Genomic DNA, 12,598 nt, shown 5'->3' on the forward strand with positions numbered 1-12,598 from the left:
GTAATGACCGTGGATGCCGATGTTCTTTTTTCGCCCTTCCAGCTGGGCGACCTCAAATTGCCCAACCGCATCGTGATGGCCCCCCTGACCCGCAGCCGCGCGACCAAGGGCACGAACGCGCCAAACGACCTCAACGCCGAATATTACCGCCAACGCGCGTCCGCCGGCCTCATCATTTCAGAAGCGACGCAGATCTCGCAGGAAGGACAGGGCTATATCTGGACTCCCGGCATCTATAGCGAAGAACAGATCGAAGGCTGGAAGAAAGTCACCGGCGCAATCCACGCCGAAGGCGGATTGATCTTCATTCAGCTCTGGCATGTCGGCCGCGTCTCCCATAGCTCGCTGCAGCCCGGCGGCGGCCAGCCCGTCGCCCCTTCGGCCATCACCGCCAAGACCCAAACCTTCACCGAAAACGGCCGGGTTGACGTCTCCGCGCCCCGCGCCCTACGCCTCGACGAAATTCCCCGCATCGTCGCGGACTATAGAAAAGCCGCGGCAAACGCCAAACGGGCCGGTTTCGACGGCGTCGAAATCCATAGCGCCAATGGCTATCTGCTGGACCAGTTCCTGAAGGATGGAAGCAACAAGCGCACGGACGCCTATGGCGGCTCCGTCGAGAACCGCATCCGCCTTACGGTTGAAGTCGCCGACGCCATCCTTGGCGTCTGGGACAAGTCGCGGGTCGGCATCCGGCTCTCGCCCGTGAGCCCGGCCAATGATGCGATCGACAGCAGCCCGGAGAAAGTCTTTTTCCCGCTCGTCGAGGCCCTGAGCGCCCGGGGACTCGCCTATATTCACGTGATCGAGGGGGCGACCGGCGGCCCGCGCGACAACCGGCCGTTCGATTTCGCCGGCCTGCGCAAGGCGTTCAGCGGCGCCTATATCGCAAACAACGCCTATACGCGCGAGCTGGCGATCGAGACCTTGCGCGCCGGCCGCGCCGATCTCATCGCTTTCGGCAAGCTGTTCATTTCCAATCCCGATCTCGTCGAGCGCCTGCGCGAGGACGCGCCCCTGAACGCGCCGCATCAGGAAACGTTCTATGGCGGGGACGAGACGGGATACACCGATTACCCCGCCCTTGGAGAGGCCTGACCACAGCGCCGACGCCCGCCGGATCGGCCGCGGCGTCTGATCCGGCGCAAGGGCTTGGTTTAAAGCGATCCCAGGATTTTCTTCAGTTCCGCTTTGAACGGGCCGGCGACTTCGGGGCTTGCCAGGGCGAAAGCGACATTGGCGGTGAGAAATCCGAGTTTCGAGCCGCAATCATAGGTTTTGCCGTCGAACCGGACGCCATGAAAGGCTTGCGTCGCGGCGAGGGCTTTCATGCCGTCGGTCAATTGAATCTCGCCGCCGGCGCCTTTCTCGATTTTTTCCAGTATTGGAAATATCTCGGGTCCGAGCAGGTAACGGCCGGAAATGATGGAGTTTGACGGAGCGGTTCCCTTCGGCGGCTTCTCCACCATGCCCGTGATCTCGAAGGAGCCGCCGAAATCCTTGCCTATCGAGACAATTCCGTACTGATGCGTTTCTTCCGGCGCGACTTCCTCGACGGCGATGATATTGCCGCCGTGCTTCTCATAAGCTGCGATGCATTGGGCGAGGCAGCGGCCTGATTTCGGGGCGCCCGCCATCGTCACCATATCCGGCAAGAGAACCGCGAAAGGCTCATCGCCGACGAGTTCACGCGCGCACCAGATCGCATGGCCGAGGCCGAGCGGCGCTTGCTGGCGCGTGAAGCTGGTCGCGCCAGCGGGCGGCAACTGCTCCTTCAACGCATTGTATTCTTTTAACTTTCCGCGCTTTTGCAGCGTATCGTCAAGCTCATAGGCGATGTCGAAATGGTCCTCGATCACCGCCTTGTTCCGCCCCGTGACGAAAATGAAATGCTCGATTCCGGCCTCGCGGGCCTCATCGACGACATGCTGCAGAACGGGACGATCAACGATCGTCAGCATCTCTTTGGGAACCGATTTGGTCGCTGGAAGAAATCTTGTCCCCAAACCCGCAACTGGAAAAACCGCCTTGCGAATGCGCTTCGTCATTTCGTGTTCCTGCAGAAGAGCGCCTCTCGAACGAGCGCCTCAATGAACGGCCATATAATCATAGTCAATTTCAGCCAGCTAAACCAGCTGCCTGAAGCGTAGCTTTTATGTCATCAGAAGGTAACAAGCGACCGCTACCGGTCGCCCCAAATCCGGACCGGCCGCGCGGCCCAAGCCGGCTTTGACTGGACCGCAGCGCTGCTTAACTGCCATTATGGGCGCCGCATGGGCGATCATGCGGCAATAGCGTGCTGACCGCTTTGGTTCCGAGGGGACAACATGACGGTTCTGGTTACCGGCGGCGCTGGATATATCGGCGGTCACATGGCGCTGGCGCTTCTCGACGCAGGCGAGGAGGTCGTCGTCCTCGACAATCTATCGACCGGTTTTCGCTGGGCCGTGCCGCCGGAGGCCAAACTCGTCGTCGGCGACTTCGGCGACGCGGCGCTCGTCGATCAGATCATCGCCGGACACAAGATCGACGCCATCGCGCATTTCGCCGCCAAGATCGTCGTGCCCGAGTCCGTCGCCGATCCCTTGTCCTATTACCTCAACAACACGGCGAAGGCGCGCAATCTCCTCGAATGCGCCGTGCGCAACGAAGTTCGCCATTTCATCTTCTCCTCGACGGCGGCGGTCTATGGCGAGCCTTCCGTCAATCCTGTTTTTGAAACCGTTCCGCTGGCGCCGATCAATCCTTACGGCCGCTCCAAGCTGATGGTCGAATGGATGCTTCAGGACGTCGCCGCCGCGCATGGTTTGCGCTTTGCGGCGCTGCGCTACTTCAATGTCGCCGGAGCCGATCCCCAGGGCAGGCTCGGCCAGTCATCCCCGGTGGCGACGCATCTCATCAAGGTCGCGGTGCAGGCGGCGCTCGGCCATCGCGCGGGACTTGACGTCTTCGGGACCGATTATCCAACAAAGGATGGATCCTGCGTCCGCGATTACATACAGGTGACCGATCTCGTCGACGCGCATCTGCTGGCGCTGCGCCATTTGCGCGCGGGGGGCGAGAGCCTCACCTGCAATTGCGGCTATGGACGCGGGCTTTCGGTGCTGGAAGTCGTCGACGTCGTGAAAAAAGTCTCTGGCGTTGATTTCGAAGTACGGCGGAAGGGCCGGCGCGCGGGCGACCCGGCCTCCCTCGTCGCCGGCGCCGAACGCATCAGGACGGAGCTCGGATGGTCGCCAAAGCATGATGATCTGAACGAGATCGTCCGCCAGGCGCTCGACTGGGAGCGCCGCCTGCATAACAGGAAGGCGTGAGGGAGGCGCATCGCGCGCCGCAGCCATCACGCGCCAGCTTCAATCCATCCGGAAAGCTCGCGCTCGACGATCGATTGGATGACCCTCATCCCGAGCGCGCTATCGTTGAGACAGGGAATGAGAGCCAATTTTTCGCCGCCGTTCTCCTCGAAGAATTCGCGGTTCTCAATGCCTATCTCCGAAATCGTCTCGAGGCAGTCAACGGAAAATCCCGGCGTCAGGACGGCCATCCGCTTGACGCCCTGGCGGGCGAGAGCTTTCACAGTTTCGTCCGTATAGGGCTGCAGCCATTGCTTCGGTCCAAAGCGTGACTGGAAGGTCAGCGGACAAAGCTCTGGGGTAAGGTCCAGTTGTTCGCGCAGAAGCCGCCAGGTCTCTACACATTGATCATAATAGGGATCGCCGGCCTCGACGTAGGATTTTGGAATGCCATGGAAGGAGACGAGAATGATCTCCGGCGTGAAATCGAGCCGCGCCACGCCTTCCCGCACTGAAGTCGCCAGCGCGTCGATATAGACCGCATCATTGTAATAGGGCGCGGCGCTGCGCAGCTCCGGCCGCCAGCGCATTTTGGCGAGGGACTGCTCGACCTTGTCGGCGACGCTCTCCGTCGTCGCGCCGGCATATTGCGGATAGAGCGGCACAACGAGAATGCGCTCGCAGCTCTGCTCCTTCAGCTTCTGGAATCCGCTGGTGATCGAAGGCTGACCATAGCGCATCGCCCATTCGACGGCGATCGAGGCGCGCCGCGCGCCGAGGCCGCCGCTTTCAATCCACGCCGCCAGCTTCTCGGCCTGCGAGCGCGTCACCGTCTTCAAGGGACTTTCATTGAGCTCGGTGTTCCAGATCGTCTCATAGTTTTTGCTGCTGCGCTGCGGGCGGCGCGACAGGATGATCAGATTGAGAATCGGCCACCAGATGAGGCGGGGCGTATCGACGACGCGCGGATCCCACAGGAATTCCTTCAGATAGCGGCGCACCGGCCAATAGCCGAGCGCGTCGGGCGTTCCAAGATTAACGACAAGGACCCCAATCTTGCCGGACTGCGACACAGCGTCCGGGGCGGCGGCGGATTTGGTCATGGCAGGACAGCCCGCTCAGGGCGCTGGCGCGTCGCGCAGGCGGACGACGACTTCGATTTCCGCGATCCGTTTGCCAGTCGGCGGCAGCGGCAAATGCGAAAGGTCCACGGCGACCTCGGGTATGTCGATCAACACGCCATCGAGAAGAAAATGATGATGCCTTGCCGTATTGGTGTCGAAAAAGGTTCTCGTGCCGTCAACGGCGATTTCGCGCAGCAGGCCGGCGTCCGTAAACTGATGCAGGCTGTTGTAGATCGTCGCCAGCGAAATCGACACCTTGGAGGCTTGCGCCTCATCCTGCAGGTTTTCGGCGGTCAGATGGCGAAAGCCTTTTGAAAACAGAAGCCAGCCAAGAGAAATCCTCTGCCGCGTAGGGCGCAGGCCCGCGGTCGTCAGTTTCATCCTGAGATCATGGAAAGGGCAACCCGCGAGTTCGCCAAGCGGCGGCTTCGCCGGGTTCTCGCCGCGGCGCGATCGTGATGATGTTTTGACCATCGGCGGGAAAAACCCAATCATTAGCCCGCGAACAGTCGCGGGGGGAAACATATCCGACATTATGACACTGGCGGCCAGCCGGCAACCTTGGCGGGGCGGGGGCGACAATCTGCGCCGATTTTGGGGCTATTCTCGCGCGTTCGCGGGCGAGGACAGGTAAGCGGGCTGCTTTCCTGGCGGCGATTGTGAAAACTGCGGCATTTCTTATATGATGCCATGAACAAGGATCAGTCCATGGCGCAAATCACGATCTACACCACGGCGACATGTCCCTATTGCAACAGGGCCAAGGCGTTGCTGCAAAAAAAGAATTTCGAATTCACCGAAATCTCTGTCGATAATAACCGGGAGCTTCGCGCTGAACTGGCGAAGCGCACCGGCCGCACCAGCGTCCCTCAGATCTTCTTCGGCGACAGGCATGTCGGCGGTTGCGACGATCTCTACGAGCTGCACTACGACGGCAAGCTCGATCAACTCCTGGCTAGCCAAGCCCAATGATCAGGTTTGCGTTACGTTGCGCCGGCGGGCACCAGTTCGAGAGCTGGTTCCAAAACGGGTCGGCGTTCGATTCGCAGGCGGCGGCCGGCCTCGTCTCCTGCCCCGTCTGCCAAAGTTCGGCTGTCTCCAAGGCCATCATGGCCCCGTCCCTCGCGCGCCGCGACCGCGAGGAGGTTTGCGCCGTCGGGCAACAGGCGCCAGCCGAGGCTTCACCCGAGGCCAGCGCTCCCGTCCCGATGTTCAACGCCGCCGATGGCGAAGTCCGCAAGATGGTAGTCGAACTGCGCAAGCGCATTCTCGAAACCTCGGACGACCTCGGCCCGAATTTTGCCGAGGAAGCGCTCAAGATTCATCATGGCCTCGTCCCTGACCGGCCCATTCATGGCCAGGCCAGCTTCGAGGAAGCGCGCACGCTGATCGAGGAAGGCGTTAAGATCATGCCTCTTCCGCGCCTTCCCGGGGAGATGAATTAGCGGGGCGCCGAGAGTCGAGCCTTCAGCCCCGCCACGAAGATGCTCGCCGCCGCATCAACAATCATGCGCCAGTCGGCGCTTTCGCCAGCGAGGATTTCGGCTTCGATCTTCTGATCGAGAACGAGCTCTGCGAGCCCATGAGCCATGCTCCATGCAGCAACGGCTTCGACATCAGCGGGCGCCCCAACGCCGAGGCCCGCGACCGCCCGCTCCAGCGCCGCAAACGTCTGCGCCCCCGCTTCGGCAAGCGCGAAGTGATCGGCTTTTTTGAGTGTTGCGCCGAACATCAGCCGATAGATTGCGGGTTCGCTCAGCGCGAAATCCACATAGGTCTCCGCCATCGCAAGAAAGCGGCGCGCGGGATCATGCGTTTCGTCATCAAGTGCGCCGAACCGCGCCAGCAGCCTCTCAAACCCGCCAACCGCGATATCGGCGAGCAGAGCTTCGCGGCTGGCGTAATGCCGATAGGGCGCCGCGTGCGACACGCCGGCGTTTCGCGCGACCTGCCGCAGGCTGACGGCTTCAGCTCCCCCCGTCGCCAGAATCCGCTCGGCCTCCACTCTCAACGCGGCTTTGAGATCACCGTGATGATAAGCGCCAGCCCTGCTTTCCGCATGTTTCATGCCGGGCTCCAGATTTCGAGACGGCTGGCGCATGGCGCGATTTATGTTTTCGCCGACAACATTCTACTCTATGTTGACTGTGATAACATCAGTTAGCGAGGTCAATGCGTTATGAACGCCCCGACCGAAGCAGAGCTTTCGACGCGGCGGTCCGAACTGCTCGCAGTGCTGCATCGCCAGCGCGAAGCCTTTCTTGGCGACATGTCGCCCTCCCGACCCATACGCGCCGATCGTCTCAACCGGCTTGATCGCCTGCTTGAAACCCATGCTGACCGCTTCGCCGATCTCATTCAGAAAGATTTTGGCGTTCGCTCCCGCACAGAGACCGTCATCGCCGAAGTCATGCTCAGCCGCGCCGCCATTCGTCACGCCGGGAAGCGCCTGCGCGCCTGGATGAAACCCCGGCGGGCGCCGACCTCGCTCGCCTTCTGGCCCGGCCGCTCGCTCTTGTTGCGTCAACCGCTCGGGGTCATCGGCATCATCAGCCCCTGGAACTATACGCTTCAGCTGGCTGTCGGGCCGCTGACCGACGCACTCGCCGCGGGCAATCGCGTCATGATCAAGCCATCGGAGCTGACGCCCCTGTTTTCGGAGGCGTTCCGCGCCGCCGTCGCCGAATTTTTCGCGCCTGAAGAAGTCGCCATCGTCACCGGCGATGCCGGGACCGGCAAAGAATTTTCGGCATTGCCTTTCGACCATCTCGTCTTCACCGGCTCGACGGCGGTCGGGCGCATCGTCGCCGAGGCGGCCGCCAAGAACCTGACGCCCGTCACCCTGGAACTCGGCGGAAAATCGCCCGCCATCATCGACGCGTCCTGCGATCTCTCAAGCGTTTGCGATCGTCTGGCCTGGGGCAAGCTCATCAACGCCGGGCAGACCTGCGTCGCGCCGGACTATGCCCTCGTCCCCCGCACGCAGGTCGAAGCATTCGCGCAGGCGCTTCAATCCAGCATCCGCAAACTCTTCCCATCGTTTCAGGGCAATCCCGACTACACGAGCATCATCAGCGAACGCCACCTCGAACGGTTGCGCGATCTCGTCACCGAGGCGAAAACGCTCGGCGCCCGCGTGATCGAGCCTGAACCGCCGCAGGACTTGCCCGCCGGCGCCCGACAGATGGCGCCGATCCTGCTCATCGGCGTCAATGACCAAATGCGCGTGATGCGCGAGGAAATCTTCGGGCCGATCCTGCCGATCGTCCCTTATGACGCGCTTGACGACGCGATTGATTACGTCAACCGGCGCGACCGCCCTCTCGCGCTCTATTGGTTCGGCGCGGATCGCGCCAACCGCGACGCCGTGCTGGCGAAGACGATCTCGGGCGGCGTCAGCATCAACGACACGCTGACGCATTTCGCGCAACATGATCTTCCCTTCGGCGGCGTCGGCGCATCAGGCCACGGTCACTATCACGGCGAATATGGATTTCTCCGCTTCTCCAAGGAGAAGCCGGTTTTCGTGCAATCGCGTCTTTCCGGCGCCTCGCTGATCTATCCGCCCTATAAGCCCTCGCTCGGCGCGCTTCTTCGCGTGCTCGCCCGCTTTACTTAGAGCGTGATGTCATCCGAAAACCGGGACCGCTTTTCGGCGTCATGATCTGGAGCGAATCGCCCCGGCCGGCGCGCCGATCCGTCACGCATCGCCAGCCGGCGCCGTCTCCAATCCGCGTTTGCGCAACAGCGCCTGCGGCAATGGCGCCCGGCCGCGAAATTCTCTATATGCGGTCTCGTAATCGCGGCTGTCGCCGGCCGCATAGACGAAATCGCGCAGGCGTCCCGCCACGGTGGGATCAAAGATGTCGCGAGCTTCCTCGAACGCCTCAAAGCCGTCCGCGTCGAGAATTTCCGACCAGAGATAGCTGTAATAGGCCGCCGAATAGGAATCGCCCGAAAAAATATGCTGAAAGTGCGGGGTTCTGTGACGCATCGCAATCGCCTCCGGCATTCTAAGGCGCGCCAGCTCCTGCTTCTCGAAAGCCACAACATCAAGATCCCTCGGCGCGGGGTCGAGATGGAGGCCGAGATCCACGAGAGCCGAGGCGGCGTATTCGACCGTCGCAAATCCCTGATTGAAGCGGCGCGCGCTGAGCAGCCTTTGCAGCAGCGCCTCGGGCATCGGCTCGCCCGTTTGCGCATGCAGCGCGAAACGCCGCAATATCTCCGGCTGCTCCAGCCAATGCTCATAGAGTTGCGAGGGAAATTCGACGAAATCGCGGGCGACATTCGTGCCCGAAATCGTCGGATAGGTCACATCCGACAACATGCCGTGGAGACCGTGGCCGAATTCGTGAAACAGGGTGCGCGCATCGTCGAAGCTGAGCAGGCTCGGTTCGCCGTCGCCGCCCTTTGAGAAATTCATCACATTGACGATGATCGGCAGTTCGGGGCCGTCGAGTTTCTGCTGGCCGCGGAAATCGCTCATCCAGGCGCCGCTATGCTTGGACGCACGGGAAAAATAATCCCCGAGAAACAGCGCGACCGGCGCGCCTTCGCGCCCCGTGACAGTCCAGGCGCGAACGTCGGGATGATAAAGCGCAATGTCGAAGCGCTCGGTAAAGGTGAGGCCGAACAGGCGGTGCGCGGCATAGAACGCCGCCTCGATCATCTGATCCAGCTGGAAGTAGGGCTTGATGTCGTTCTCGTCGAGATCGAATTCCGCGCCGCGCCGCTTTTCCGCGTAATAGCGCCAGTCCCAGGGCGCGACTTTGAAATTGCCGCCCTCGCTGGCGATAATATCCTGCAGCGCCTCTTCTTCTTTCGCCGCCCGCGCGCGGCCTGGCTCCCACACGGACTGCAAAAGGTCGAGCGCCGCCGCCGGCGCCTTCGCCATCGTGTCGGCGAGGCGAAAATGCGCGAAGCTCTCATAGCCAAGGAGACGCGCGCGCTCGGCCCGAAGGATCACCATTTCGGCGGCGATCGCGCGATTATCCGTAGGCCCGCCGCTTTCGCCCCGCGCGGCCCAGGCGCGAAACGCTTTTTCCCGCAAATCGCGCCGCTTCGAGAATTGCAGGAAAGGCTCGATGCTGGAGCGCGACAACGTCACGCCATATTTCCCCGGAAAGCCGCGCTCCGCCGCCGTGCGCGCCGCGCTCGCAATGAAGGATTTCGAGAGGCCATCGCGTTCGCTCTCGTCCAGCAGCAAAAGATAGGATTTTTCATCCGCCAGCACGTTCTGGCCAAATTGCGCGCCAAGGCTCGCCAGCCGCTCGCCGATCTCGGCGAGGCGCGCCTTGCTCTCGGCCGGAAGCCCCGCGCCATTGCGCGTAAAATTCAGATGATAACGGTTTAGCACGCGCGATTGTTCGCCCGTTAAATCAAGGTTTTGCTCATTGGTCTTCAAAGCGTCGATGCGGGAGAAAAGCGCCTCGTTCAAATAGGTCGCGCTGCGATGGCGCGACATAATCGGCGCGATCTCGCGCTCCACCGCTTCGAGTTCATCATTGGTCGCGGCGCCGGCGAGATTGAAGAAAACGCTCGCCACCCTGGTGAGGCTGCGCCCCGCGCGCTCCAGCGCCTCGATCGTGTTGGCGAAGGTCGGCGGCTCGGGATTGGCGGCGACCGCGTCGATTTCTCCGCGCGCTTGCTTCAGAGCGATGTCGAAGGCCGGCCGGAAATGCGCGGGCTTGATGCGCTCAAATGGCGGCGTCTCGAACGGCCCGGTCCAGGGTTTTAGAAGCGGGTTGTCGCTCATATTCGTCTCGCTCATGCCTCGCTCCGTCTGTTAGGCGCGAAGGCACATTAGCGGATTGGCGCAGCGCCCGGCAATTCATGCCTCGCCTCCCGATCGAGCAATGTGGCGCACAATGAAACGGCAAAGGCCCGGACTGATGAGAATGACAAGGATCAGCCGGAAGGTTTGCAGCGCCATGACGAACGGCATGTCGACCCTGGCCGAGGCCGCGATGATCGCGACCGAATCCGCGCCGCCGGGGCTCGTCGCGAGATAGGCGGTCAGCGCGTCGACGCCGGCAAAGCGCGTCAGCAAGAACGCAAGCGCGCCGCACAGCAAAATTTGCGCGAGGATCGAAGCTGCGACCTTGGGGAATGCGCGGGAGGCATGGGCCAATATGGCGGGCGTAAAGCCGAGGCCGATCTGCCAGCCGACCACGGCATAGCTCAAAGCGAGCAGCCAGGGCGGCAGATCGAATTGCATCGCGCCGACGCCATGCAACACCGCTCCCAGCGTCAGCGGCAGCAGCAGCGTCCCAGCTGGAATCCGCGAGGCTCGCCCAGCCCATGCGCCAAGCCCGGCCAGCGCCAGAGTTGCGATAAAGGACGGCCATGACAGCGCCGGAAACCAGTCCAGCGAGGGCCTCGGCGCGCCTGTCGCAACAGCGAAAAGCCGCGCGACGAGCGAGGCCGCGAGAGTCACGAACACGACGCGCAGAAATTGCATGAAGGCGACGAGACGCGCATCCGCGCCATAGGCTCCGGCCATCAGCGTCATCGCGGTGGCGGCGCCGGGCGAAGATCCCCACACCGCCGCCGAGCCCGGCAGCACCCGCCAGCGCGCCAGCAGCCAGCCAAGCAGGCCGCTGAGAGCGATGACGGCGAGCACCGTCATCACGAACAAAGGCCAGCGCGCCAAGATCGCGCCGCCGATCGACGGGCTGAAGCTGCGCGCGATCATCACGCCGATGACTCCCTGCGCGCAAAGAAAGGCCGGGCGGGGCATACGCAAGGTCATGCCGTTGGCGGCCGTGACGATGGCCGCGCCCATCGGACCCAGCAGCAGCGCGGCCGGAAGCCGCAGCGCCTCCAGCGCGCCGACGAAGACCGCCGAAATAATGATGATGACGGCCCATTGAACGGCCGCGGGGCGCGCGGTCAGCGAAGCGCGACGGCGCAGGGCCTCCGGACTGAATATGGCTGGCGTCTCACGCAATGGCCGCCTCAAAGCCGATCAGCGCATGGAAAGCAAACACAGGGTCTCCTCAAAGCGTCATCCGGGCGGCGCGACGCTCTATATGAGGATAGGCTCGCAAAATGGATATAGGAGGATATCCTCACAAAAGTCAATGAAGCCGACGCGGCTCCCCGCGAGCCGCAAAGGCGTCGCGGCAGGCTGCGGGTGGAAGAACTGCTCGACGCCGCCTTCTGGCGCGACCATGGCGGAAATCGCGGCGCAGGCGAAGACGGCGATCGAGCGTGCCCCGTTCTTTGCAGGCAAGGCGGCGGTTGGAAATACCGAAAAAATAGTCAGCCGGTAGGGCGCCTACCGCCCCTCCCCCGCCTCCCAAAGCGCCTCAAGACCCACGCGATAGGTCGGATAGGCGAGATCAACCCCCAGCTCCTCCTTGAGCTTGCGGTTCGAGGCGCGCTTGTTTTCGGCGTAAAAGCTGCGCGTCATCGGCGAAATATCTTCCGCCGTCTCGATCGGCTGTTCGGGCGGCGGCTCGACGCCCATCAGCATGGCGGCGTAAGCGACGACATCCTGCGGCGGCGCCGGGGCGTCATCGGCGACGTTCCACACGGCTCCGCGCCCGTCATAGGCGATGGCGGCGGCGATCGCCCGGCTGATGTCCTCGACATGGACGCGGTTGAACACCTGATCGGCTTTTACGATGCGATGCGCCTTGCCCTCTTTCAGATTGATCAGCGCATTGCGGCCCGGCCCGTAAATGCCGGCAAGGCGCAGAATATGCACCTTCTTGTCCTTGCTTTTGCCGATCGCCGCCCATGATTTTTCAGCCTGCAGCCGCGTCACGGAGCGCGGCGAGAGCGGCGTCGGGATCTGCGTTTCATCGACCCATTCGCCCTGCCGGTCGCCATAGACGCCGATCGTCGATAAATAGATGATCGTCTGCGGCGCGCGCAGGCTCGCGATGCGATGGCCAAAGCGCGCCAGCACCGGATCGACGGAAACGCCGGGCGGGATCGAGATCAGGAGCACGTCGGCTGCGAGCATTTTTTCCGCGAGTTTCGGGTCCTCCCGGTCAGGCCCGAAGACAAAGGTCTCGACGTGATCGCTCGCCAGCTCCGCGGCTTTGTCGGCGCTGCGCACGGTCCCCGCGATGGAATCGAAGAGATCGCCGAAACGCGCGATGAAATCCTGCGCGCAATAGCCCAGACCGAAGGCAAAAAGCTTCATTTAATCCGACCTTCTTCCCCGTG

The 12,598-nt window shown here is 62.5% G+C and carries 12 protein-coding genes; 5 read left to right on the top strand and 7 right to left on the bottom strand.

From position 1 onward, the window contains the following. Positions 1 to 9 precede the first annotated feature (9 nt). Complete coding sequence (locus tag SIN04_RS11740) at positions 10 to 1,098, top strand: alkene reductase (RefSeq protein WP_166796028.1); 1,089 nt, start codon at positions 10 to 12, stop codon at positions 1,096 to 1,098. Between the two features lie 59 nt (positions 1,099 to 1,157). Here SIN04_RS11740 and galU read toward each other — a convergent pair whose 3' ends face one another. Then, positions 1,158 to 2,048, bottom strand: coding sequence for a UTP--glucose-1-phosphate uridylyltransferase GalU (gene galU, locus SIN04_RS11745; protein ID WP_134489378.1), 891 nt, complete (start codon positions 2,046 to 2,048; stop codon positions 1,158 to 1,160). Between the two features lie 279 nt (positions 2,049 to 2,327). Here galU and galE point away from each other — a divergent pair, with 279 nt between their 5' ends. Beyond that, entirely contained in the window at positions 2,328 to 3,314 is a 987-nt protein-coding gene (gene galE / locus SIN04_RS11750) for a UDP-glucose 4-epimerase GalE (RefSeq protein WP_134489381.1), read from the top strand. A gap of 26 nt (positions 3,315 to 3,340) precedes the next feature. Here the strand turns inward: galE and hemH are convergent, their stop codons facing one another. Beyond that, entirely contained in the window at positions 3,341 to 4,396 is a 1,056-nt protein-coding gene (hemH, locus tag SIN04_RS11755; RefSeq protein WP_134489383.1) for a ferrochelatase, read from the bottom strand. A gap of 15 nt (positions 4,397 to 4,411) precedes the next feature. Continuing rightward, positions 4,412 to 4,891: an iron response transcriptional regulator IrrA gene (irrA, locus tag SIN04_RS11760; RefSeq protein ID WP_134492469.1), complete on the bottom strand. Its 480-nt coding sequence runs from the start codon at positions 4,889 to 4,891 to the stop codon at positions 4,412 to 4,414. Between the two features lie 234 nt (positions 4,892 to 5,125). Between irrA and grxC the strand changes: the two genes are divergently transcribed. Both grxC and SIN04_RS11770 read left to right on the top strand, forming a co-directional pair. Then, on the top strand, positions 5,126 to 5,389 hold the full coding sequence (gene grxC, locus SIN04_RS11765; RefSeq protein WP_134489385.1) for a glutaredoxin 3: 264 nt from the start codon (positions 5,126 to 5,128) through the stop codon (positions 5,387 to 5,389). Beyond that, on the top strand, positions 5,386 to 5,862 hold the full coding sequence (locus SIN04_RS11770; protein WP_134489387.1) for a DUF1178 family protein: 477 nt from the start codon (positions 5,386 to 5,388) through the stop codon (positions 5,860 to 5,862). Before grxC ends, SIN04_RS11770 begins: the two co-directional genes overlap by 4 nt. Here SIN04_RS11770 and SIN04_RS11775 read toward each other — a convergent pair. Further along, positions 5,859 to 6,485, bottom strand: coding sequence for a TetR/AcrR family transcriptional regulator (locus SIN04_RS11775; protein WP_134489389.1), 627 nt, complete (start codon positions 6,483 to 6,485; stop codon positions 5,859 to 5,861). The two genes, SIN04_RS11770 and SIN04_RS11775, sit on opposite strands and share 4 nt — an antisense overlap. A gap of 111 nt (positions 6,486 to 6,596) precedes the next feature. On the opposite strand from SIN04_RS11775, the gene SIN04_RS11780 reads away from it, so the two are divergent. Next, positions 6,597 to 8,036, top strand: a complete 1,440-nt coding sequence (locus SIN04_RS11780; RefSeq protein WP_134489391.1) for a coniferyl aldehyde dehydrogenase — start codon at positions 6,597 to 6,599, stop codon at positions 8,034 to 8,036. 81 nt (positions 8,037 to 8,117) lie between these two features. On the opposite strand, the gene SIN04_RS11785 is transcribed toward SIN04_RS11780, so the two are convergent. The 3 genes from SIN04_RS11785 to SIN04_RS11795 form a co-directional block, all read right to left on the bottom strand. Beyond that, the gene (locus tag SIN04_RS11785) at positions 8,118 to 10,190 is read right to left on the bottom strand and encodes a M3 family metallopeptidase (protein WP_134489393.1); all 2,073 of its coding nucleotides are present in this window, start codon (positions 10,188 to 10,190) and stop codon (positions 8,118 to 8,120) included. 60 nt (positions 10,191 to 10,250) lie between these two features. Further along, the gene (locus tag SIN04_RS11790; protein ID WP_244605781.1) at positions 10,251 to 11,369 is read right to left on the bottom strand and encodes an AbrB family transcriptional regulator; all 1,119 of its coding nucleotides are present in this window, start codon (positions 11,367 to 11,369) and stop codon (positions 10,251 to 10,253) included. Positions 11,370 to 11,699: 330 nt separating this feature from the next. Further along, entirely contained in the window at positions 11,700 to 12,575 is an 876-nt protein-coding gene (locus SIN04_RS11795; RefSeq protein ID WP_341263932.1) for an SDR family oxidoreductase, read from the bottom strand. Positions 12,576 to 12,598: the final 23 nt, after the last annotated feature.

It is taken from the genome of Methylocella tundrae (genome assembly GCF_038024855.1).
Lineage (GTDB): Bacteria > Pseudomonadota > Alphaproteobacteria > Rhizobiales > Beijerinckiaceae > Methylocapsa > Methylocapsa tundrae.

Coding starts and splice junctions, on each gene's coding strand:
- galU (WP_134489378.1), bottom strand. CDS start 2,048: ATGACGAAGCGCATTCGCAAGGCGGTTTTTCCAGTTGCGGGTTTGGGG.
- galE (WP_134489381.1), top strand. CDS start 2,328: ATGACGGTTCTGGTTACCGGCGGCGCTGGATATATCGGCGGTCACATG.
- hemH (WP_134489383.1), bottom strand. CDS start 4,396: ATGACCAAATCCGCCGCCGCCCCGGACGCTGTGTCGCAGTCCGGCAAG.
- irrA (WP_134492469.1), bottom strand. CDS start 4,891: ATGGTCAAAACATCATCACGATCGCGCCGCGGCGAGAACCCGGCGAAG.
- grxC (WP_134489385.1), top strand. CDS start 5,126: ATGGCGCAAATCACGATCTACACCACGGCGACATGTCCCTATTGCAAC.
- SIN04_RS11770 (WP_134489387.1), top strand. CDS start 5,386: ATGATCAGGTTTGCGTTACGTTGCGCCGGCGGGCACCAGTTCGAGAGC.
- SIN04_RS11775 (WP_134489389.1), bottom strand. CDS start 6,485: ATGAAACATGCGGAAAGCAGGGCTGGCGCTTATCATCACGGTGATCTC.
- SIN04_RS11780 (WP_134489391.1), top strand. CDS start 6,597: ATGAACGCCCCGACCGAAGCAGAGCTTTCGACGCGGCGGTCCGAACTG.
- SIN04_RS11785 (WP_134489393.1), bottom strand. CDS start 10,190: ATGAGCGAGACGAATATGAGCGACAACCCGCTTCTAAAACCCTGGACC.
- SIN04_RS11795 (WP_341263932.1), bottom strand. CDS start 12,575: ATGAAGCTTTTTGCCTTCGGTCTGGGCTATTGCGCGCAGGATTTCATC.